At 61.8% G+C, this 21,795-nt stretch carries 24 protein-coding genes; 18 read left to right on the top strand and 6 right to left on the bottom strand.

What is annotated here, in order from left to right; translation table 11 throughout:
- Window positions 1–181 precede the first annotated feature (181 nt).
- The 6 genes from SFY93_RS26920 to SFY93_RS26895 all read left to right on the top strand — a co-directional run bounded on the left by SFY93_RS26920 (window position 182) and on the right by SFY93_RS26895 (window position 7,484).
- The gene (locus SFY93_RS26920; RefSeq protein ID WP_320445250.1) at window positions 182–988 is read left to right on the top strand and encodes an enoyl-CoA hydratase/isomerase family protein; all 807 of its coding nucleotides are present in this window, start codon (window positions 182–184) and stop codon (window positions 986–988) included.
- A 78-nt stretch (window positions 989–1,066) separates the two neighbouring features.
- Complete coding sequence (locus SFY93_RS26915; RefSeq protein WP_320445249.1) at window positions 1,067–2,941, top strand: AMP-binding protein; 1,875 nt, start codon at window positions 1,067–1,069, stop codon at window positions 2,939–2,941.
- Window positions 2,942–2,973: 32 nt separating this feature from the next.
- Complete coding sequence (locus tag SFY93_RS26910; RefSeq protein WP_320445248.1) at window positions 2,974–4,101, top strand: acyl-CoA dehydrogenase family protein; 1,128 nt, start codon at window positions 2,974–2,976, stop codon at window positions 4,099–4,101.
- Window positions 4,102–4,113: 12 nt separating this feature from the next.
- A complete protein-coding gene (locus SFY93_RS26905; protein ID WP_320445247.1) occupies window positions 4,114–5,358 on the top strand; it encodes an acyl-CoA dehydrogenase in 1,245 nt (414 codons plus the stop codon).
- A gap of 62 nt (window positions 5,359–5,420) precedes the next feature.
- Window positions 5,421–6,662 carry an acyl-CoA dehydrogenase gene (locus tag SFY93_RS26900; protein ID WP_089265469.1) on the top strand — a complete coding sequence of 414 codons (1,242 nt, stop codon included), beginning with the start codon at window positions 5,421–5,423 and terminating at the stop codon, window positions 6,660–6,662.
- A gap of 144 nt (window positions 6,663–6,806) precedes the next feature.
- The gene (locus SFY93_RS26895; RefSeq protein WP_320445246.1) at window positions 6,807–7,484 is read left to right on the top strand and encodes a nitroreductase; all 678 of its coding nucleotides are present in this window, start codon (window positions 6,807–6,809) and stop codon (window positions 7,482–7,484) included.
- Between the two features lie 195 nt (window positions 7,485–7,679).
- Here SFY93_RS26895 and SFY93_RS26890 read toward each other — a convergent pair whose 3' ends face one another.
- On the bottom strand, window positions 7,680–8,486 hold the full coding sequence (locus SFY93_RS26890) for an enoyl-CoA hydratase/isomerase family protein (protein WP_320445245.1): 807 nt from the start codon (window positions 8,484–8,486) through the stop codon (window positions 7,680–7,682).
- A 200-nt stretch (window positions 8,487–8,686) separates the two neighbouring features.
- On the opposite strand from SFY93_RS26890, the gene SFY93_RS26885 reads away from it, so the two are divergent.
- The 4 genes from SFY93_RS26885 to SFY93_RS26870 all read left to right on the top strand — a co-directional run bounded on the left by SFY93_RS26885 (window position 8,687) and on the right by SFY93_RS26870 (window position 11,355).
- The gene (locus tag SFY93_RS26885) at window positions 8,687–9,346 is read left to right on the top strand and encodes a Crp/Fnr family transcriptional regulator (protein WP_089265467.1); all 660 of its coding nucleotides are present in this window, start codon (window positions 8,687–8,689) and stop codon (window positions 9,344–9,346) included.
- Between the two features lie 15 nt (window positions 9,347–9,361).
- Window positions 9,362–10,207, top strand: coding sequence for a DUF6537 domain-containing protein (locus SFY93_RS26880; RefSeq protein WP_320445244.1), 846 nt, complete (start codon window positions 9,362–9,364; stop codon window positions 10,205–10,207).
- A 170-nt stretch (window positions 10,208–10,377) separates the two neighbouring features.
- Entirely contained in the window at window positions 10,378–10,782 is a 405-nt protein-coding gene (locus SFY93_RS26875; RefSeq protein WP_068735395.1) for a DUF3307 domain-containing protein, read from the top strand.
- Window positions 10,783–10,938: 156 nt separating this feature from the next.
- The gene (locus SFY93_RS26870) at window positions 10,939–11,355 is read left to right on the top strand and encodes a hypothetical protein (RefSeq protein WP_089265465.1); all 417 of its coding nucleotides are present in this window, start codon (window positions 10,939–10,941) and stop codon (window positions 11,353–11,355) included.
- Window positions 11,356–11,366: 11 nt separating this feature from the next.
- Here the strand turns inward: SFY93_RS26870 and SFY93_RS26865 are convergent, their stop codons facing one another.
- Window positions 11,367–11,696, bottom strand: a complete 330-nt coding sequence (locus tag SFY93_RS26865; RefSeq protein ID WP_320445243.1) for a YkgJ family cysteine cluster protein — start codon at window positions 11,694–11,696, stop codon at window positions 11,367–11,369.
- A gap of 60 nt (window positions 11,697–11,756) precedes the next feature.
- Window positions 11,757–12,455 (bottom strand): helix-turn-helix transcriptional regulator, encoded by a 699-nt coding sequence (locus SFY93_RS26860; protein WP_089265463.1) that lies wholly within the window; start codon window positions 12,453–12,455, stop codon window positions 11,757–11,759.
- A 103-nt stretch (window positions 12,456–12,558) separates the two neighbouring features.
- On the opposite strand from SFY93_RS26860, the gene SFY93_RS26855 reads away from it, so the two are divergent.
- Window positions 12,559–12,762: a hypothetical protein gene (locus tag SFY93_RS26855; protein ID WP_093756851.1), complete on the top strand. Its 204-nt coding sequence runs from the start codon at window positions 12,559–12,561 to the stop codon at window positions 12,760–12,762.
- Window positions 12,763–12,820: 58 nt separating this feature from the next.
- Complete coding sequence (locus SFY93_RS26850; protein ID WP_320445242.1) at window positions 12,821–13,546, top strand: glutathione S-transferase family protein; 726 nt, start codon at window positions 12,821–12,823, stop codon at window positions 13,544–13,546.
- Between the two features lie 13 nt (window positions 13,547–13,559).
- Here SFY93_RS26850 and SFY93_RS26845 read toward each other — a convergent pair whose 3' ends face one another.
- Window positions 13,560–14,186 (bottom strand): pyridoxamine 5'-phosphate oxidase family protein, encoded by a 627-nt coding sequence (locus SFY93_RS26845; protein WP_320445241.1) that lies wholly within the window; start codon window positions 14,184–14,186, stop codon window positions 13,560–13,562.
- A gap of 124 nt (window positions 14,187–14,310) precedes the next feature.
- Here SFY93_RS26845 and SFY93_RS26840 point away from each other — a divergent pair, with 124 nt between their 5' ends.
- Complete coding sequence (locus SFY93_RS26840) at window positions 14,311–15,210, top strand: LysR family transcriptional regulator (protein ID WP_320445240.1); 900 nt, start codon at window positions 14,311–14,313, stop codon at window positions 15,208–15,210.
- A gap of 6 nt (window positions 15,211–15,216) precedes the next feature.
- Here the strand turns inward: SFY93_RS26840 and SFY93_RS26835 are convergent, their stop codons facing one another.
- Together SFY93_RS26835 and pobA are read right to left on the bottom strand one after the other, a co-directional pair.
- Window positions 15,217–15,636 (bottom strand): PaaI family thioesterase, encoded by a 420-nt coding sequence (locus SFY93_RS26835; protein WP_320445239.1) that lies wholly within the window; start codon window positions 15,634–15,636, stop codon window positions 15,217–15,219.
- Window positions 15,637–15,750: 114 nt separating this feature from the next.
- Window positions 15,751–16,923, bottom strand: a complete 1,173-nt coding sequence (pobA, locus tag SFY93_RS26830; protein ID WP_320445238.1) for a 4-hydroxybenzoate 3-monooxygenase — start codon at window positions 16,921–16,923, stop codon at window positions 15,751–15,753.
- Between the two features lie 206 nt (window positions 16,924–17,129).
- On the opposite strand from pobA, the gene SFY93_RS26825 reads away from it, so the two are divergent.
- The 5 genes from SFY93_RS26825 (at window position 17,130) to SFY93_RS26805 (ending at window position 21,758) form a co-directional block, all read left to right on the top strand.
- Window positions 17,130–18,152, top strand: coding sequence for a TRAP transporter substrate-binding protein (locus SFY93_RS26825; protein ID WP_320445237.1), 1,023 nt, complete (start codon window positions 17,130–17,132; stop codon window positions 18,150–18,152).
- A gap of 264 nt (window positions 18,153–18,416) precedes the next feature.
- On the top strand, window positions 18,417–18,911 hold the full coding sequence (locus SFY93_RS26820) for a TRAP transporter small permease (RefSeq protein WP_244527997.1): 495 nt from the start codon (window positions 18,417–18,419) through the stop codon (window positions 18,909–18,911).
- A 5-nt stretch (window positions 18,912–18,916) separates the two neighbouring features.
- Window positions 18,917–20,227, top strand: coding sequence for a TRAP transporter large permease (locus SFY93_RS26815; RefSeq protein WP_149531677.1), 1,311 nt, complete (start codon window positions 18,917–18,919; stop codon window positions 20,225–20,227).
- A gap of 4 nt (window positions 20,228–20,231) precedes the next feature.
- Window positions 20,232–20,696 (top strand): DUF3237 domain-containing protein, encoded by a 465-nt coding sequence (locus SFY93_RS26810; protein ID WP_320445236.1) that lies wholly within the window; start codon window positions 20,232–20,234, stop codon window positions 20,694–20,696.
- A gap of 129 nt (window positions 20,697–20,825) precedes the next feature.
- Window positions 20,826–21,758: a cyclase family protein gene (locus SFY93_RS26805; protein WP_320445235.1), complete on the top strand. Its 933-nt coding sequence runs from the start codon at window positions 20,826–20,828 to the stop codon at window positions 21,756–21,758.
- Window positions 21,759–21,795 lie beyond the last annotated feature (37 nt).

Raw genomic sequence — 21,795 nt, 5'->3', positions numbered from 1 at the left:
CGCGCCGCAGGCGCGCAGATGGGAGAGGGGTAGCCACAGACTCCTTAGTCTGCGGCTACCCCTCTCCCGAGCGAGTTTGTTTCTACTGCAGTGCTGCCCTCTCCCACCTAGCGAAGCTTCGCTTCGCACGGGGGAGAGGGCGCAATAACGAGCGCTAAAGGTGCCGTAACGGGAGTAATAAGTGACCTCACCGCTGCTGATCGAACATGACGACGGCGTGGACCGGGTGACACTGAATCGTCCGGACAGTCTCAACGCGCTCGATCCTGCTCTGATCGACGCACTAAACGACTATTTCGAAAGCCTGCAGCGCAATCGCAAGACACGCGTGGTCGTCCTCAAGGGTGCCGGCGCCAATTTCTGCGCCGGGCTCGATCTCAAACACGCAATGGCCGTGCGCTCCGGGCAGAATGCGCCGCGCACCGTCACCGAGTCGCTCGATTCCCAGCGCCGCATCGCGGATATCGTGATGCTGATGCGCCGCTGTCCGCAGCCGATCATCGCGCTGGTGCAGGGTGCTGCCGCCGGCGGCGGTTTCGCGCTGGCGCTCGCCGCAGATATCCGCATCGCCGCCAAGTCGGCGCGCATGAACTGCGCCTTCATCAAGCTCGGCCTCGGCGGCTGCGACATCGGCTCAAGCTATTTCCTGCCGCGTCTCGTCGGTGTCTCCGTCGCCTCTGAACTGATCCTCACCGGCCGCTTCATCCATGCCGATCGCGCGCTGGCTGTTGGGTTGGTGTCGGAAGTTGTCGACGACGGTCAACTCGAAGCCGCCGCTGCGCCCTATGTCGATGCGATGATGACCGCGTCGCCGGTAGGGCTGCGGCTGTCGAAGGAATGCATCAACATGTCCGTCGATGCCGGCTCGATCGAGGCCGTCATCGCCATGGAAGATCGCAATCAGGTGCTGTGCAGCCGCTCGGAAGATTTCGAGGAAGGCATTCGCGCATTCATCGTGAAACGAAAGCCGGTTTACGTCACACGTTGAAGCGTGATCTCACGCACCGAATACAAGGTCCGACAAACGAGACCATGGTTCGACAAGAACGGTTTTGGGAGAAACCACATGAACGCCCAGGCTGCCGCGGTGCTGACAAAGCCCGCCTTCCGCAAGATCCACTGGATGGAGCGCGACATCGATGTCGAGCGCCGGCCGGACGGCGTCATCGTCATGAAGTCGCTGATACCGTTGATGCCCTATGAGACGCATCTGCCGGCGTCTCTGGCGAAGTGGGCCAAGGAGCGTCCCGATCACACCTGGCTGGCCCAGCGCGCCGGCGATGACCGGCAATGGCGTCGGCTCAGCTATGGCGAGGCGAAGCGGACCGCCGATGCGCTGACCCAGGCGCTACTCGACATGAAGCTCGCGGCCGATGGACCGGTTGCGATCCTTTCGGGCAATTCCATCGAGCATGCACTAATGACCATGGCGGCGATGCAGGCGCGGCATCCGGCAGCGCCGGTGTCGCCGGCCTATTCGCTGATGAGCCAGGATCACGCCAAGCTCAAATATCTGTTCGACCTGATCAAGCCTGTCGCGGTCATGGTGCAGGACGGGCCGACCTTCCAGAAGGCGTTGGATGCGCTCGATCTCACCGACATCAAGATCATCCATGTGGCGCGCCCGCCGGCGGGGATCGCCAGCACCGCCTATGCCGACATGGTCGCGACCATGGTTACGCCCACGGTCGACGCATCGCTCGCCCAGATCATGCCCGATACGGTAGGCAAGCTGCTGTTCACCTCGGGCTCCACCGGCATGCCCAAGGCGGTCATCAACACGCAGCGGATGATGACGGCGAATGCCGCGATGATGATGCAGACGCGCCCGCGCGATCCGAACGCGCAGCCGCCGGTCTATCTCGACTGGATGCCGTGGAATCACACCATGGGCGGCAACGCTTTGTTCAACCCGCTGCTGATCGATGGCGGAACGCTCTATATCGACGATGGCCGTCCAATGCCGGGCATGATCGACGAGACATTACGCAATCTGCGCGAAATCTCGCCGACCTATTACGCCAATGTTCCCGCCGGCTATGCTGCCATCGCCAGCGCGATGGAGAAGGACGATGCGCTGGCGCGCTCGTTCTTCAAGAACCTGAATCTGATGGCCTATGGCGGCGCGCGTCTCCCTGACGATCTCTATGATCGTATGCAGGCGCTGGCCGTGCGCGCCACCGGCGAGCGCATCGTGTTCTATACCGGTTGGGGCTGCACCGAGACCTCGCCGACCTCGACCGGCACCTATTGGGACACCGAGCGCGTCGGCCTGATCGGCCTGCCGTTCCCCGGCGTCGAACTCAAGATGGTGCCGGTGGATTCGAAATACGAATTGCGCTTGCGCGGCGTCAACGTGATGCCGGGCTACTATCGCCAGCCGGACCTCACCAAAGCGGCCTTCGACGAGGAAGGCTTCTACAAGATCGGCGACGCTGGCATTTTCGTCGACGACAATGACCCCGTGCAGGGCCTGATCTTCTCCGGCCGCGTGGTGGAGGACTTCAAGCTGACGACCGGCACCTTCGTGCATGTCGGCTCACTGCGCACCGATGTGATCGCTGCGGCGACGCCGGTGGTGCAGGACGCGCTGATCACGGGACAGGATCGCCCCTATATCGGCGTGCTCGCCTGGCCCAACCTGCCGGCCTGCCGCATCATGATCGGCGAGCCCGAGGCGACATTTGCCGATGTGGTGAAACATCCTGCGGTTCTTGCCTGTCTGAAGAAGGGGCTGCAGGCACATAATGCGTCGTGCGAAGGCGCCAGCAGCAGGCGCATTGCGCGCGCGATGTTCATGGTCGAGCCGGCGTCCATCGACGGCAACGAACTCACTGACAAGGGCTACATCAACCAGCGCGCTGGCCTCGAACGCCGCGCGGCACTGGTCGCCCAGCTTTACGCCGAGCACCCCGGCGAAGACGTCATCATCCTCAACTAGACTTTCCATCGATCAGAACAGAGTACACCGCCATGAACTTCGATTTCTCCGACGACCAGAAGCAGCTCCGCGACGAGGCCCGGCGTTTTCTCACCGAGAAGTGCCCGCCGAAAGCTGTGCGCGCCGTGATCGACGGCAAGGCGCCCTATGATCGCGAGCTCTGGAAGGGCTTGGCTGACATGGGCTTCCTCGGCGTCGCCATCCCGGAAGCCTTTGGCGGCTCGGGTGCCGGTCATCTCGAACTCTGCGTGATCGCCGAGGAAATGGGCCGCGCGCTGGCGCCGGTGCCGTTCTCGTCCACCGTGTATCTTGCCGCCGAAGCGCTGCTTCTGGCCGGCTCCGATGCGCAGAAGCAGAAGTGGCTGCCGGCGATTGCGCAGGGCAATGCCATCGGTACGCTGGCCCTGTTCGAAGGCTCTGGTAATCCGTCGCCAAAAGCGATCAAGCTCACCGCGGCCAACGGCGTACTGAACGGCACCAAGAAGCCGGTGGCCGATGGTGCCATCGCCGATTTCGCCATCGTCGCCGCACGTACCGGTTCGACCGGCCGCGACAGCGACATTGCACTGTATCTCGTGGATCTCACCAGCGAAGGTGTCGAGGCCAAGGCGCTGACCTCCATAGATCCGTCGCGCAACCAGGCCGAGATTACCTTCAAGAACGTCAAGGCCGAGCTGCTCGGCGTTGCCAATGAAGGCTGGAGCATTCTCTCGCAGGTGCTCGATCGTGCCGCCGTGCTGATCGGCTTCGAACAGGTCGGCGGTTCCGACCGTGCGCTGGAAATGGGCCGCGACTACGCGCTGGATCGTATCGCCTTCGGTCGCCAGATCGGTTCGTTCCAAGCGGTCAAGCACATGCTCGCTGACATGTATGTCTCGGCGACGCTGGCGCGCTCGAATTGCTATTACGGCGCATGGGCGCTTTCGACCAACGCTTCCGAACTGCCGGAAGCCGCCGCTGCAGCACGCATCAGCGCGACGCAGGCGTTCCAGCACTGCTCCAAGAACAACATCCAGGTTCATGGCGGCATGGGCTTCACCTGGGAGTTCGACTGCCACCTCTACTACCGCCGCTCCAACGCGGTGGCGGTCGGGCTCGGCTCACTGTCTTATTGGGAAGACCAGTTGATCGAGCGCATGCGCCAGAAGAATGCGGCGTAAGGATCAATCGAGATGAATTTCGATGACACCCCGCAGGAGGCCGCGTTTCGCGCCGAGGCGAAAGCCTGGATCGCGGCCAATGCGCCGAAGCAATATGAAGACGAGCTGAAAAAGGCCGCGCTCGGCCGCATTCAGCTCAAGAGTGCGAATATTCTGGAAGTCGCGAAAGCCTGGCAGAAGAAGAAGGCCGATGCCGGCTGGGCCGTACCGCACTGGCCGAAGGACTATGGCGGCCGCGGCGCATCGCCCATCGAGCGGGTGATCTGGCAGCAGGAAGAGGGCGTGTTCGGCAAGCTCGGCGCGCTCTTCATCATCGGCCACGGCATGTGCGGCCCGACCATGATGGCCTATGCCGCCGAGGAGCATAAACGGCAGTATCTGCCGCCGCTGGCGTCCGGCGAGAAGATCTGGTGCCAGTTGTTCTCCGAACCCGCCGGCGGATCCGACGTCGCGGGTCTCCGCACCCGCGCGGAAAAGGACGGTGACGACTGGGTCATCAACGGTCAGAAGATCTGGACCTCCGGCGCGCACTACTCGGATTACGGCATCCTGATCACCCGCACCGACCCGACTGTGCCGAAGCACAAGGGTCTCACCATGTTCTTCCTGGACATGAAGAGCCCGGGCGTGGAGGTAAAGCCGATCAAGCAGGCCAACGGTCAGGCCGAGTTCAACGAGGTGTATTTCACCGACGTCCGGATTCCCGATGCGCAGCGCCTCGGCGCTGTGGGCGACGGCTGGAACGTGTCGCTGACCACGCTGATGAACGAACGCATGGCGATCGGCGCCAATGTCGCCACCGGCTTCCCGGAACTGTTTGAGTTCTGCAACAGCCTGATGCTCGACGCCGGTCCGGCCATCGACGATCCCGCGGTGCGCTCCAGGCTCGCCCACTGGGCGGTGCGCGCCAGCGGCCTCCGTTACACCAGCTTCCGCGCCATCTCGGCGCTGTCGCGCGGCGAACGGCCGGGCCCGGAAAACTCCATCGGCAAACTCGTCGCCGGCGCGATGCTGCAAGATGTCGCGACCTATGCGCTCGATCTGCAGGGGGCGACCGGCGTGCTGAACGGGCCGGAGGATGCGGAGGTCGCCGGCAAGTTCCAGGCGATGCTGCTGCGCTCGCCTGCGACGCGCGTCGAGGGCGGCACCGACGAGATTCTGCGCAACATCATCGCGGAACGTGTGCTCGGCCTGCCGGGCGACATCCGCGTCGACAAGGACGTGCCATTCAACAAGATCCCGACCAAGGGACGATAACTGGCGGCCAGGGTGGCTCGCTGCCCTGGTCGCAGTTTTCTTTTTCGTAGAGGACGACTGCCATGAATTTCGATGACACGCCGCAGGAAGCCGAATTCCGCGCTGTCGCGCGCAAGTGGATCGATGCGAACGCACCGAAGGAGCTGGAAGCTGAGCTGACCAAGCCGTCGGCCAAGCGCGCCTCTGAGAAGCGTGACGCGATGCTCGATGTCGCCAAGGCGTGGCAGAAGAAGAAGGCCGATGCCGGCTGGGCCTGTCTGCATTGGCCGAAGGAATATGGCGGCCGCGGCTCGACGCCGATCGAGCGCGTGATCTGGCAGCAGGAAGAGGGCGTCTATGACAAGCTCGCGCGGCCCTTCGCCATCGGGCAGGGCATGTGCGGCCCAACCGTGATGGCCTATGCCTCCGAAGACCAGAAGCGCAAATATCTGCCGCCGCTGGCGTCCGGCGAGAAGGTCTGGTGTCAGCTGTTCTCCGAACCCGCCGGCGGTTCCGACGTCGCAGGTCTGCGCACCCGCGCGGAGAAGGATGGCGACGACTGGATCGTCAACGGCCAGAAGATCTGGACCTCCGGCGCGCACTATTCTGACTACGGCATTCTCATTACCCGCACCGATCCGAATGTGCCCAAGCACAAGGGTCTCACCATGTTCTTCCTCGACATGAAGAGCGAAGGCGTCGAGGTAAAGCCGATCAAGCAGGCCAATGGTATGCAGGAATTCAACGAGGTGTTCTTCACCAATGTAAGGATCCCGGATAGCCAGCGGCTCGGCGCCGTCGGTGACGGCTGGAACGTGTCGCTGACCACGCTGATGAATGAGCGTATGTCGATCGGCTCCCGCGTCGCCACGGGTTTCCCGGAGCTGTTCGAGTTCTGCAGCAACCTGATGCTGGAAGACGGTCTCGCCATCGACGATCCCAATGTGCGCTCCAAGCTCGCAAGCTGGGCGGTGAAGAATTCCGGCCTGAAATACACCAGCTACCGCTCGATCTCGGCGCTGTCGAAGGGCGAGCGTCCGGGTCCGGAAAACTCCATCGGCAAGCTGGTCTCGGGCATGATGATGCAGGACATCGCGATGTTCGCGGCCGACCTGCAGGGCGCTTCCGGCGCGCTGGTCGGAGCCGATGCGGAAGCAGCCGGCGAATTCCAGGCGACCATTCTGGGCTCGCCGTCCATGCGTATCGCCGGCGGCACCGACGAGATCCTGCGCAACATCATCGCCGAGCGCGTGCTGGGTCTGCCCGGTGATATCCGCGTCGACAAGGACGTGCCGTTCAACAAGGTCCCGACCAAGGGACGGTGATATCTCTGCCCTCATCCTGAGGAGCGTGCCACTTGGCACGCGTCTCGAAGGATGGCAACAAACTCAAGAGCCAAGCCAGCTCATGGTTCGAGACGGCGCCAATTGGCGCCTCCTCACCATGAGGGACCGAGCCAGGATGTTTCCATGACTGACGCCATCTCCACTCTCGAAACCCTTCTGGCGTCACGCTACTCCTGTCGCGCCTACAAGACCGAGCAGGTGCCGCGCGCCATCATCGACCGCATTCTCAATGCCGCGCAGAAGACCGCGTCGTGGTGCAACAGCCAGCCGTGGCAGGTCACGATCACGTCGGGTGAAGCCACCAAGAAGTTTCGCGACGTGCTCTATCCTGTCGCGGCCGCGGGCACGCCGAATTCGGGCGACTTCCCGTTTCCGCGCGAATATCGCGGGGTCTATCTGGACCGCCGTCGCGAAAGCGGCTTCCAGCTTTACAACACACTGGGTATCGCGCGCGGCGACAAGACGGCCTATGCCGAGCAGGCGTTGCAGAACTTCAACTTCTTCGGCGCGCCGCATGTGGCGATCATCACGTCGGATGAAGCGCTCGGGGTCTATGGCGCAGTGGACTGCGGCGGCTATGTAAACAATTTCATGCTGGCTGCGCAGGCGCTCGGCCTCGCGACCGTGCCGCAGGCGGCGCTGGCGTTTCACTCGGCCGTGGTGCGCCAGCATTTCGGCATGAGCGACGACCGCCGCGTCGTTTGCGGCATTTCGTTCGGCTATCCGGACCGCGAGCACAAGGTCAACAGCTACCGAACGAACCGCGCGCAGTTAGGCGATGTGGCGACGTTTGTGGAGTGACTCTGCTCACTTCCCTCTCCCCCAGCGTAGCGAAGCTGCGCGCCGTGGGAGAGGGTGGATCGAACGCGAAGCGGTCGAGACGGGAGAGGGGCTGCCACGAGCTCCGAGCTTGGCTACCCCTCTCCCGCCGTCGCTTCGCTCAGGTACCCTCTCCCGCAAGGGGAGAGGGGAAGAAAAGTGCCACGGGCTTAACGTTTAAAACCGCGGTGCCCGTTTCTCCGCGAACGCCTTCGTGCCTTCCTTGATCTCATCGCCCCGCATGCTGTCCCGCGCGCGCTGATCGGCGGCAGCCTCGTCCAGTTCACCGCGGGCGAATTCGTTGATCGCCTGCTTCATGCCGCGCATGGCGATCGGGGCGTTGCCGGCCAGAATCATGGCGAGCTTGTCGACTTCCTCGTCCAGCGCCTCGGTCGGCACCATGGCGGTGAGGTAGCCGATCCGCAGCAGTTCGCTGGCTTCCAGCTTCTGCGCGGTGAGAAACAATCGCTTGGCGTTGTCGACCCCGAGCCGGCTCACATAGCGTTTGATGCCGCCCTTGTAATAATGCAGCCCGAGCCGGGCGGCCGGCATGAACATCTCGCAGGTGTCGACGCCGATGCGGAAGTCGCAGGCCAGTGCCAGGTCGGTGGAGCCGCCATAGACGCCGCCATTGAGCCGGCAGATCGTCGGGAGCGCCAGGTCCTCCAGCCGGTTTGCCACGGACTCAAAGGCCGATCCGGACGAACCTTCGGCCACGGGCTTGGGCGCGCTGGCAGCCCGTTCGGAGATCGCATTGAGATCGAAGCCGGCGCTGAAAGCGCGGCCGGTGCCGGTGAGCACTAGCACCCGGACGGCGCGATTCGCCTCTACGCGATCGAACAGCTGTACCAAGGTGTCCAGGTCGAGCTGGGACAGCCGGTTCAGCTTCTGGGGGCGGTTCAGGCGGATGGTGGCGCGGGGGCCGTCGATGGTCAGAATGGGGGGCGAGGACTGGTCAGATGCGGTTTCCGTCGTTTCCGACATGTTGTTCTCCTTTGGGATGCGAGCGACGGTGCCCGCACCGGCGGATCGCGTCAATCTGCGCACGACTCCGTGATTTTTGCGGGTCGCAACACGGGCTATTTTAACCAGATGGGCTATATTGCGGCTGCAAAGGCCCGGTCATTCGCGCTTCATAGTCGCGGAGGACGGTGCGGCCGTTCCTGGAAACCCGGTTTGCTCCCATGGATATGTCCTATCTCCATCACTTTGGCAGCGCCGCCGCCACGATCTTCGTGGTCGCGACCGCCACGATGCGGACGATGATTCCGCTGCGGGTGTTTGGCATCATGGCCAATGTCCTGCTAATCGCGATCTCGATCCCGACCCACAACTATCCGACCATGGCATTGCATGCGGTACTGCTGCCGCTCAACATCTACCGCCTGCGCCAGATGCTGCAATTGGTCCAGGATGTGAAAAAGTCGGTGAACTCGGACCTGTCGATGGAATGGCTGAAGCCGTTCATGACCAAGCGTCCCTGTAAGGCCGGTGAGGTGTTGTTTTACAAGGACGAGAAGGCCGAAGACATGTTCTACATCGTCAGTGGCCGTTATCGTCTCGTCGAATCCGGGATCGAATTGCCGGTCGGCGCCATTGTCGGTGAACTCGGCATGCTGTCGCCCTTGAACGAACGCACCCAGACGCTGGAATGTATCGAGCCCGGCATGGTGCTCAGCGTCAGCTACAGCCAGGTCGAAGAGCTCTACGTGCAGAATCCGGAATTCGGTTTCTTCTTCCTGCGTCTCGCCAGCGCGCGATTGTTCGAGAATATCGACAAGCTGGAAGCGCGTCTGATGAAGCAGGACGCGCCCGCATTGCCCATGGCGCCGCAGCACGCATAAGCATCAGGACGTCCCGTGGCAGGTTTCATCAACGTCATCCGCTCCACGCTCGCCGAGCTGGCGAACAGGAGCGAACCTGCAGCGCCGGTTTTGCCGGTGGGGCTGCCGGCTGCGGTGCGTCCTGTGGCGGAAGATGGCGTGGCCCTGTTGATCAACTATCAGAGCGCAGTCTACGCGCAGCTCTACAGCGACCGGCTGCGTCGCTTTGTCGGACGGCGCAACGTCAGCGACGAACTGTTTAGCGAGATTGCGCGGCTGCTCACGATGCGCATGAGCTATCACGATCCGATCCGCATCGCGCAGCTCAAGCTGCAGGAACCCGTGACGCCCGGCCGGCCGCCCGTCGTCGACAGGCGGCGTTTTCGCCTCGACGAGTTGGTGTCGGCATTGCCGGAGATCGTCGGCGATCCCCTGATGTGGGCGCTCGAGCGCATCTATTGTGCGCATCGCACGGTGCCGATCCGTTTCAGCAAGGCGAGCATCTGGGGCATCAAGCGCCTTGAGTTCGAATCCTGGCTGCGACGTTGGCGCCTGTTGTCGACGCGTTATGAAACCGAGCGCGTCTGGGTCGAACGCTGGCTGCACATGATTGATCGGGCACTGACCAAGCAGCCGGACGCGGCAATGGCCATCGTGCAGACGGCAACCATGATCGAAGGTTACGGCACGGGCTATCGGCAGGGCATGGCCGCCTGGCATCAGATCATCGACGGACTAGCCAAGCCGGCTTTCGATGGGACGCTGGTTATCACCGACTTGGCGGACGCGATCACGCGTGCTCGTGCGGTGCCGCGCGATCCGAAAGGTGACCAATTACGCAAGGCGATCGGCGAGCTCCGGGCGCATGCCGTTCTGAACTAGCGAGAAAGTGGAGCGTGCGCAGTGTTTTCCCGTCCAGGCTGGCTCTGCAGGAAGCGGTGGGTTTTCGGTTCCGCGGCGTGCATTCCCGGTTTCGGAGTGTCATAAATAGGGCGAGTGATCGGGCCGGCTAAGCGGGCCAGCCTGTCGTGACCGGTGAGAGGGACGTCAGCTTGTTGTTTCCTGCAATGTCGTCGTCGATTGCTCTGGGCGGGCTCGTCGGGTGGATGCTCGTCCTCACCGTCAAGCACGTGATCGCTGATTTCCTGCTGCAAAACGCCTGGATGGCGATAGGCAAGGATCAACGGACCGGATGGGCGCTGCCGCTGCTGGCGCATTGCGCGATCCATGGCGTGCTGACGACGCTGTTCATTGCCGTTGTACAACCCAAGCTCTGGTTCCTGGGACTGGTCGACTTCGCAATCCACATCACCATCGATCGGCTCAAGGGCATCTGCGTATCGCATTTCGGTGTGACGCAGGGCCATCGCTGGTTCTGGTGGCTGATCGGCATCGATCAGGCGCTGCATCACCTGACCGACTTCTTCCTGGCCATCTTCATCGTCGCCAACAGCTGATGCGCGTTTGAACGCATCGAGTTCCAATGTGGCGGTAGCAGGGCACGGCTGCCACATTTCAAACTGTTACTCAAGAGTCGCACGCGGCCATTAAGGCTGTTGGTTAACCCTGCGTTAGGAAATTCAACCGCATCCTCATTAACGAGGAGAAACCCCATGCGGTCCAGCCGTCAAGCTTTTGAGAACGATTTTTGCCCCGTCGAGGAAGATCTGCTCGGTGCAATGTATCGTGCAAATGAAAATGGCCTGCCCCATCTCGTGGCCAGCGTTTCATCCGATGTCCGCGCGATGCTGGCTCTGTTTTGCTATCGCCGCAGTCATCTCCACGCTTTGGCAATCTCGATCGCATCGAGCTGCAGCGAGCGCGAACTGATCGAATTCGGTGGCCGCGTTGGTTCCACGCTCTACGCGCTGTCGCACGACACCGCTGTGGCGCGTCCTTCGGTGTCGGCCTATCACAACCGCAAGGCCATCACGCTGTCGACCAAGCCGCTCTCGACACTGGCGCCGATGGATGATGATCTCGACGACGAGCTGGATGACAAGGAGCTCGCTTACACCGTCACGGCGTGAGCTGACATCAACTACTCTGCGGCTGCCAAAATTGGCAGCCCGTGCCGGCGTCGCGCCATAGCGCATTCGGGATCGCCGGGCATGCAGGTTCGGCACACGTCCGGCCTCACAGCATAAATCCCGCAGGCCGTTGCCTCTCCAACCTTTCCGGTCAGCGCGCTGCAGCGGTCTCCGTCGCAGCGCATTCCCGATTCGCGGGCGTTGACATATTTGGCCGGGATCAGATCGAGATCGGCATCGTCCTCGATGGTGAAACGCGGCCAGTTGCTGGAATACGAACAGCACGCACCACAGGCCTGGCACGGGCTGGCTTCGCTGATCGTGGTGGCATCGCTTATCATGCCGCGGTTTATCCCGATCGGACCGGTTTCGCCAGCCGTGCAGATGCAGGCTCGGCTGTTTCAGGTATCCTGTGGCCGCTCCCAGCTCAGCGTCTTGCGCCATTTGCTGCGCAGCGTTTCGCGCCGTTCCGGATACTTCTCATCGAGGAAATGTGCCTCGATCGCGCGGTCGGTTCGAAAACTGCGGAAATCCTTGCGAAGCTCGCACCACGCCGCCAGCAGCCGCACGGCTTCCAGATAGCCCACCGCGATCGGCCAGACGATGCGCTCGCTGTCGCGACCGGCTTCGTCCCGGTAAAGCAGCCGGACCTTCTTGCCCGCATGAATATGCGCGCGCATCTGCACCATATCCATACTGTCGGCGGTGCCGCGGAAATGCGGCCGCGCGCGGCTCGCGGGTTCCAGCACGAAGGGGCGCAAGCGCTCGGGCACGGTGTCCGCGATCTTCGCAATGAGATCCTGTGCCGCCTTGGCCAATGCCGGATCGGCGTGCCCCATCACCCATTGCGCGCCGAGCACGGCGGCTTCGATCTCGTCGGGTGTCAGCATCAGCGGCGGCATGTCGAAGCCGCGTTCGAGGATATAGCCCATGCCGGCTTCGCCGCGGATCGGGACGCGTTGCGCCATCAGTGTCGCGATGTCGCGATAGATCGTCCGCTTGGACGTCTCCAGTTCGGCTGCAATGGCATCCGCCGTCAGCGGCTTCCGCGTGCGCCGAAGCACCTGGATGATCTGAAACAGGCGGTCGGCGCGTCTCATGGTCGTCCCTCTATCTTTGTTGGCAGATGTCGATGCTGACAGCATGTTGGCAGCAGGGGGCAGTCATACAGGGTCCAGGTTCAAACGAACGAAGGATTCTGCAATGACCGCTTTCGATAGCCTCGCCGTCTTTTCCCATGATGACCGGCTCTGGCGCATCCGGGCATGGCTGCTGGAACGCGCCATTCTCGCCCTGTCGGGAGACCTCCGCTGGGCCTTGATCGGGCTCGGCTGGCGCATGGTCTCCACCGCGGCGGTCCAGGCGCGCGCTTGGGTCGCCGGCGTCATCCGGCGTGACGGCTGCTGACACCACGGTGGCAGCAGCAACTGCCTAATCTCTTGTCCTTATCACTTGGAGAAACCACATGATCGTCCTTCACGGCGCAGGTGCAGGCTTTGGCCTGCCGGAAATCAGCCCTTTCGTCACCAAGACGGAAGTCCAGCTCAAGATGGCCGGCTTGCCCTATGAGAAGCAACCGGCACGGCCGCAGGATTCGCCGAAGGGGCAGATGCCCTATATCGATGACGGGGCTGAGTGCATTGCCGACTCCACCTTTATCCGCGCCTATATCGAACGCAAATATGACGTCGATTTCGATAGGGGTCTCGATCTCGCCCAGCGCGCTCAGGCCTGGGCGATCGAGCGGATGATCGAGCATCACCTCTATTGGTCGCTGGTCGGCGTGCGCTGGGTCGATGCCGATAATTTCGCCAAGGGACCGTCGCATTTCTTCGACGGCATTCCCGAAGCGCAGCGCGACGAGATTCGTGCATCCGCGCGCAAATCCGTCATTCAGAACCATCTGGCGAATGGCCTCGGCCGGCATCCTGCCGACGAGGCGCTGCAACTCGCGGATCGTTCGCTGATGGCGCTGTCGGTGCTGCTGGCCGGGAAGTCTCACTTGATGAGCAACCGCCCGGCGGGTGTCGATGCGACCGCATTCGGCGTTCTGGCCGGGATCATGTCGCCGTTGTTTCCGTCACCCCTGCAGCATCAGTTGCACCGCTACGGCAACCTCGTCACCTACGTGGATCGGATGATGGCAGAGTATTATCCCGAGCACGTCTGGCAGTGCAGCGTCGCTGCCTGAGGCTGTGTCGCCTTCAATGCGGCGACGCTGCCCCCTTCAGCGTCGCCAGTTCTGCTTCCAACTCCGCAATCCGCGCATCGCGCGCTGCCAGTACTGCTGCAACATCGGCGGCATCGAACTTCTGCGGGATATGCTGCGGGCAATTGGTGTCCCAGGCGGCGATCGTGAACAGGATCACCTGTTCCGGCTTGGCACGATAACCCTGTGGCATCAGCGAGGCCAGCAGCGCCGGATCGTCCTCGACCACCCGCGCGATGCCCCAGAGCTTGACGCGTCGGCGATGTGCATAATCCATCATGAAGATGTTGGCCTTGGGATTCTCGGCGAGATTGCCCTGGGTGATGTATTGCCGATTGCCGCTATAATCCGCGAAGGCCAGCGTCTGTTTGTCGAGGACCTTCACGAACCCCTTCGGTCCGCCGCGATGTTGCATATAAGGCTGGCCGTCAGCGCTGGCGGTAGCCAGAAAGAAGCTGTTCGCCTCGGCGAGAAACGCTGCGAGATTGTCGTCGATCTCGGTGCGCCAGCCGCCATTTTCCTCGACATGCGCATAGCCGGAACGCGACCCCTTGCGGGTCTGGATCGCCTTGACGGTCGGCGTGAAGGCAATGTCGCTGGAATAGGTGTGGATGTCTGACATGACTTACTCCCTGATTGGAGCTCGGAACGGGATACGTCCCCATTAGCCCCAAGGTGGCTCTTTCCTCGCACAAGAACAATCATCGGAATTGACACTTCATTATTGCTGGATATGAAATGGTTCGATGGATCGCATCGAAGCCATGACCGTCTTCGTCGCCGTGGCGGACCTGCAGGGGTTCGCGCCCGCGGCCCGCAAGCTCGGACTCTCTGCGTCGGCGGTCACCCGCATGGTGGCGGCGCTGGAGGAGCGCCTTGGCGCCCGCCTGCTGCAGCGGACCACGCGCTCGGTGATGCTGACCGATGTCGGCGTGCGCTATCTGCAACGAGCGCGCCAGATTCTCGCGGATATCGAGGAAGCCGAGGGCTCCGCGCAGGCCGAACGCGCCAGGCCGACCGGGCGTCTGGTCGTCTCGGCGCCAGTCGGCTTCGGGCGGCTGCATGTGACGCCGCTGATCTCGGCCTATCTGCAGCGCTATCCCGATGTCTCGGGTGAATTGCGGCTGACCGATCGCATGGTCAGTCTGGTCGAGGACGGAATCGATGTTGCCGTCCGGATCGGTCATCTCCCCGATTCGAGTCTGGTGGCGCGCCACGTCGGCAGCATGCCGCGCATCGTCGTTGCGTCGCCGGATTATCTGGTGCGGCGCGGCCAGCCGGAGACGCCGGACGATATCGCGAAGCACGATACGATCCAGTTCGGTGTCATTGCATCAGCGCCGGAATGGCGCTTCGTGCAGGATGGCGATGACATTCGCATCACGCATGCGCCGCGCTTTACCACCGATGTCGCCGATGCTGCCATCTGGCATGCCGAGCATGGTGGCGGCCTGACCCGCGTGCTGGCCTATCAGGCGGCAGACGCGCTGGTGGCCGGCCGCCTCAAACGTGTGCTCACGCAGTTCGAGCCGCCGGCGGTGCCGATCCACATCGTCTATCCGACCTCGCGCTTGCTGTCGGCGAAAGTGCGCGTCTTCATCGATCTCGCCGCCGATACCTGCCAGTGGGATTTCGGCAAGCGATAGTCATCGCTACGACTTTGGCGGTGCCACGCTGAATGTGCCATTGGCCCGGGCGCACGGCTCGCCGTCTGCCGTGATTAGTGCCTGCGCAAAGCAGAGACGCTTGCCGGTCTTGATGACCTCGGTGTCGATCTGCAGCCATTGTCCGACCTGTGCCGAGCCGAGAAAATCGGCGGAGAGATTGACGGTGAGCAGCCGTGTGCCGCCGCCGAGCACATGGCCGCAACTCAGGCCCATAGCATTGTCGGCCAGCGCCGTGATCAGCCCGCCATGCGCCATGCCGCGCGAATTGGTATGCGCTTCGGCGATGCGGAGACCGAGGATGACATTGGTCTCTGTCACCTTTGAATAGATCGGTTCCCACGGTGCGGTGAGGGGGCTCTTGCGATAGTGTGGCGCGAAGCCGTGGGGGATAGCGGTGTCGGTCATGGCGCATCCATCTGGATTGTGTGCGCCATAGAAGCGAAAGCACAAGCAAAGGACAGACCAACAAAGTTTGAAACGGCTTTATCCGGCCGTTTAAAACAAGGTGCGTCCACGATCCTAATACGGCAGCCCGACGTAATTCTCCGCCAGTGATGCCGTCGCTGCGTCCGAATGCACGACGTAATCGAGCTCGGCCTGCTGCAGTTTGGTGCCGAAACCGTCATTGTCGGGGAAGCGATGCATCATCGATGTCATCCACCAAGAAAAGCGCACGGCCTTCCACACGCGCTTCAGCGCGATGGCCGAATAGAAGTCGAGACCGCTCAAGGATTTCTCGTCATAGAATTCGCGCAGCGCAATCGACAGGTAATGGACGTCGGAGGCCGCGAGGTTGAGACCCTTTGCGCCGGTCGGCGGCACGATGTGGGCGGCGTCGCCGGCGAGGAACAGCCTGCCGAAACGCATCGGTTCCGCGACAAAACTACGCAGCGGCGCGATACTCTTCTCCAGCGATGGGCCGGTGATGAGGCTTTCGGCGGCCTCCGTGTCGAGGCGACGGCGCAACTCGTCCCAGAACATGTCGTCGGTCCAGTTCTCGACTTTTTCGTCGAGGGAGCACTGGACGTAATATCGGCTGCGCGTCATCGAGCGCATCGAGCACAGCGCGAAGCCGCGTTGGTGATTGGTGTAGATCAGCTCATGCGACACTGGCGGCGTATCCGAGAGCAGGCCGAGCCAGCCGAACGGATAGACGCGCTCGAAGGTCTGTACGGCGGAGGCCGGAACGCTCTGGCGCGAGACGCCGTGGAACCCATCACAGCCGGCGATGAAATCGCAGGCGATCTCGTGGCTTACGCCGTCCTTGACGTAGCGGACGCGGGGGCTTGTGCCGTCGAAATCATGCAGCGAGACATTGTCGGCGTCATAGACCGTGGTCAGCCCTGCCTTGTCGCGGGCATCCATCAGGTCGCGGGTGACCTCCGTCTGGCCGTAGACGGTAACGACCTTACCGCCGGATGCCTTCTTCAGGTCGAGGCGGTGGCGAATTCCGCCGAACAGAAGTTCGATCCCGTCATGGATCAGGCCTTCGTGATGCAGGCGCTCGGTAATCCCCAGCTTTTCCAGCAGGCCAACGGTGCCCTGTTCGAGCACGCCGGCGCGGATGCGGGCGAGGACATAGTCGCGATCCTTGCGCTCGAGAATGACGTTATCGATCCCATAGGCATGCAATAGTTGCCCTAGCAACATTCCAGCCGGACCAGCTCCAATGATGGCAACTTTCGTTCGCAACGCTTGCTCCCGCGGTTGATATAGGCTCTGTCGTCCGACTGAGTTGACAAGTCAAGCGGGGTCGCGACACTGGCTCCGCAACGCGTGCGATCGCACCGCTTGCAAGGATGATTATAACATATAACAATATTCGCAAAGGGCCATTCAAGGTCCGGTGAACAGGTTCGAGAGAACACGTCCAAACGGGCGTAGAGGGAGAGACGTCGATGAAAAGGGCAATCTTTGCATTGCTGGCGGCTGGCTGTCTGACGACTGCAGTGAGCCCGGCGCAGGCGCAAGACAAAACCGTCAATATGAAAGTATCGCTGTGGGTGCCGCCGGCGCATCCACTGGTGCCGGCCACGCAGGCCTGGGCGGCCGATATCGAGAAAGCCTCGGGCGGCAGCATCAAGATGTCGGTATTCCCTTCGGAACAGCTAGGCAAGGCGTTCGACCATTACGACATGGCGCGCGATGGTATCGCCGATATTACCTATGTGAATCCCGGCTATCAGCCCGGCCGTTTCCCCATCGTGGCCGCGGGTCAGCTGCCCTTCGTGTTCTCGGACGGCAAGAAGGGCACCCTCGCGCTCAACGAGTGGTATCAGAAATACGCCAAGACCGAGATGAAGGATACCAAGCTGTGCTTCGCTTTCATCCACGATCCCGGATCGATCCACGGCAAGAAGAAGATCGTCGTGCCGTCAGACCTCAACGGCGTGAAGGTCCGCCCGGCGCAGAGCACCATCGGCGAAATGGTCAAGCTGTTCGGCGGCACCAATGTGCAGGCCTCGGCGCCGGAATCGCGCGATGCGATCGAACGCGGCGTTGCCGACGAGATCGCGTTCCCGTGGGGCTCGATCTTCCTGTTCGGCATCGACAAGGTGGTGAAGTATCACATCGACGTGCCGCTCTATTCGACGGTGTTCACCTACAACATCAACCTCGCCAAGTATAATTCCATGTCCGCGGCACAGAAGAAGATCATCGACGATCACTGCACGCCGGAATGGGCCTCCAAGGTCACCGATCCCTGGGTCGACTTCGAAGCCAATGGCCGCACCAAGATGAAGGCGCTTCCGGATCACGAAGTCTACAAGCTAACGCCCGAGCAGCTCGCCGAGTGGAAGAAGGGCGTTCAACCGCTCAACGCCGCCTGGGCTGCGGCCGTGAAGAAGGCCGGCGGCGACGCCGATGCCATCGACGCCGACCTCAAGGCGATGCTGAAGAAGCACGACGCGGGGCTGTAGCTTTCCGCCGAGTCCGTTGATGGCACGGACCTCTCACCACGTCATGGCCGGGCTTGACCCGGCCATCCACTTTCCTTCGCACCCAGAAGATGAATGCCCGGGTCATCTAGTGAAGTTCGCTTCGCGCTGCCCGGGCATGACGATCGAGAGGGCGGAGGCTGGCTTCTCCTCTTGAGCATTGTGACATCGACGATGACCGCCACGTCCGAAATCTCCCAATCCAGCGCCCTCGGCATTCCGCCGGATCCGCCCCGCAAGAACGTGATGGATCGCTTCATCGATTCCATCGAGTGGATCGCCGCGTTCTTCGTCGGCATCGTTGCACTGAACACCTTCGTCGCGGTGTTCATGCGAAAATTCTTTGCGGTCACGATCCCCGATTATTACAATATCGGCCAGTTCATGCTTGGCGTGCTGATCTTCTGGGGCATCGCAGCGACGTCCTATCGCGGCTCGCACATCACCGTCGATCTGGTCTGGGCCAATGCCACGCCAAAGTATCAGCGCTGGATCGACGTGTTCGCAACCTTGGTGCTGCTGTTCGTCGTGACCGTGCAGACCTACACGCTGTTCGACAAGGTCGTAGACACTTATTCGAGCCACATCGTCACCATGGATCTGCAACTGCCGGTCTGGCCGTTCTTCCTCCTGTCATGGATCGGCGACGTTTCGGCGGTGCTGTTGATCGCGATCCGCACTTACAGGCTGATCTTCCATCCGGAAGAGATGCATGAACCCGAAATCAAGACGGCAGAGTAAGTCGCATGGACCTCAGTAACGAAGCGGTTGCCGTCATCGGCTTTGTCAGCCTGTTCGTGTTGATGCTGTTGCGCGTGCCGGTGGGTATGGCAATGGGGCTCGTGGGCATCACGGGCTTCGGCTATCTCACTGGTTTTGCGCCAGCGCTGAAACTGGTCGGCCAGACTACCATGCGGACGGTGACGGACTATTCCTTTGGCGTGATCCCGATGTTCCTCCTGATGGGCGCCTTCGTCTCGGTGTCGGGTATCAGCCGTGAACTGTTTCGCGCGGCCAACACCTTTGTTGGCCACTGGAAGGGCGGATTGGGCATCGCAACCATCGCCGCCTGCGGCGGCTTCGCCGCGATCTCCGGCTCGTCGGTGGCGACGGCTGCGACATTCTCCGCCGTTGCCTATCCGGAAATGCGGCGCTTCAATTATCCGCAGAGCTTCGCCACGGGTGTCATCGCCGTGGGCGGCACGCTTGGTGCGATGCTGCCGCCGTCCACGGTGCTGGCGGTTTACGGCATCATTACCCAGCAGGACATCGGCAAGCTGTTCATCGCCGGCATCGTGCCGGGCCTGCTTGCTATCGTTATGCACATGATCACCATTGCGATCATCGGCGTGGTCAAGCCGGGCTTCTTGCCGGCTGGCCCGAAAGCCTCGTGGCGCGAGCGCGCGGCGGCGATCCGCGACGTCTGGTCGCCGTTGCTGCTGTTCATCTTCGTGATCGGCGGCCTCTATGGCGGCTTCTTCATTCCGACCGAAGCCGGTGCAGTCGGCGCGGTCGGTGCCTTTATCATCGGCGTGTTGCGCGGCAAACTGAACAAGGACGGCATCCTGCAGTCACTACTGCAAGCGACGCGGACCGCGGCCGCCGTGTTCACCGTGCTCATCGGTGCGCTGTGCTTTGGCTATTTTCTCACCATTACCCAGACCCCGCAGCACGTCACCGAGTTCCTCACCGGCCTCGGCATCGGCCCCTACGGCGTGCTGGCGCTGATCCTCCTGATGTATCTGGTGCTGGGCTGCCTGATGGATGCCATGGCCATGGTGATCCTCACCGTGCCGATCGTGTTTCCGGTGATTATGGCGCTTGGTTTCGATCCGATCTGGTTCGGCATCGTCATCGTCATGACCGTCGAGCTCGGCCTGATTCATCCGCCGGTCGGCATGAACGTGTTCGTCATCAAGAGTGTGATCAAGGACGTCAGCATGTCGACGATATTCAAAGGCGTGCTGCCATTCGTGGTTACCGACCTGATCCGTCTCGTGCTGCTGATCCTGTTCCCGCTGATTGCCACCTGGCTGCCGATGCGGATGATTGGATGACATCATGACGACACCGCAGCTTGCGACGAAGTATGTCTTCAGCCTGTCGATCAAGGTCGGCACGCCGATCGTGGCCGGCGATCTCGGATATGGCATCCGCCGGGTCATCCCGGTCCTTGGCGGCACTGTGCAGGGCGAGGGCATCAAGGGTACGATCCATTCGGGCGGCGCCGATTTTCAGATTATCCGTCCGGATGGCTTCACCGAGCTGGAAGCGAAATACACGTTCGAACTCGATGACGGCGCTGTTGTCTATATCGAGAATATCGGCGTCCGCTTTGGCCCGAAGGAGGCGCTTGATCGCATCGCTCGGGGCGAGACCGTCGATCCCGCTCTGATCTATTTCCGCTCGGTGCCGAAATTCGAGACAGGGCATCCCAAGTATCGCTGGCTAATGCAGAACCTGTTCATCGGCGTCGGCGCACGACATCCCGACCGTGTCGAGCTTGCGGTGCATCAGGTGCTGTGACAGCGCTGTGGCAATTCCATGAACGCGGGCGGCGGCGTCCTGACGCGTAGTTTCGCATACGCAACATGATCTTTGTGTAGTTAACTTCCGATCGACCGGCAAAAAGCCGGCCAACATAGGGAGGCGACGATGCTGAGAGCGTATCTGCTTGGGACTGCCATTTCGCTTGTCATGGTTGTTTCGTTGATGGCGCAGGACTGGACCAAATCGAAATGGGGGCCGAACGACGAAATCGGTGCCGCCAACTACATGAAGCCCGATCTGGTGAAGTCGGCCGCGCAACTGGTGAAGACCGGGAAGACATATGCGCTCGGCATTCCGGTGGGCGCGGACACGCCGGCCTATCCGCCCCGCGGTTTCAAGATCACCGTGGTGCAGCCCGGTCAGGCTGGCAATCCCGGGCTCGGTCCCAATCACGCGACCTATAATGACGACATGCTCAACGGCTGGGTCGGCGTCGGCAGCCAGATGGACGGGCTCGGCCATCTCGGCGTCAATCACATCTACTATAACGGCAACAAAATTGCAGACTTCGGTGACCCTACTGGCCTGAAGAAACTCGGCATCGACAAGGTGCCGCCGCTGGTCACCCGTGGTGTGCTGCTGGATATGGCGGCTTACTACAAGACTGATGTGGTCAAGGAAGGCACGGCTTTCAACGTCAAGGAAATCGAGGAAGTCGCCAAGGCGCAGGGCGTCGAGATCAGGCAAGGCGATGTCGTGCTGTTCCACACGGGATGGCTCAGCCTGCTCGGCAAGGACGATAAACGCTACAATGCCGGCGAGCCCGGCCTTGGCGCCGAGGGCGCCAAGTATCTGACCAGCAAGGGTGTCGTGGCGGTCGGCGCCGATACCTGGGGCGTCGAGGTGCTGCCGTTCGAAACCGGCAATGTATTTGAAATCCACCAGATACTGCTGGCGATGAACGGGACCTACATCCTCGAAAACATGGACACGTCCGAACTGGCCAGGGACAAAGGCTACGAGTTCCTGTTCGTGCTCGGTCAGCCCCGCTTCAAGGGTGGTGTACAGAGCATGATCAACCCGGTGGCGATCCGCTAGCCGTCGTAGGGGAGGCGATCCGGTCTGCTCTGCCCTG

This window comes from Tardiphaga sp. 42S5 (assembly GCF_034044155.1).
GTDB lineage: Bacteria > Pseudomonadota > Alphaproteobacteria > Rhizobiales > Xanthobacteraceae > Tardiphaga > Tardiphaga robiniae.
This window is presented reverse-complemented; position numbering and strand designations above follow the sequence as displayed.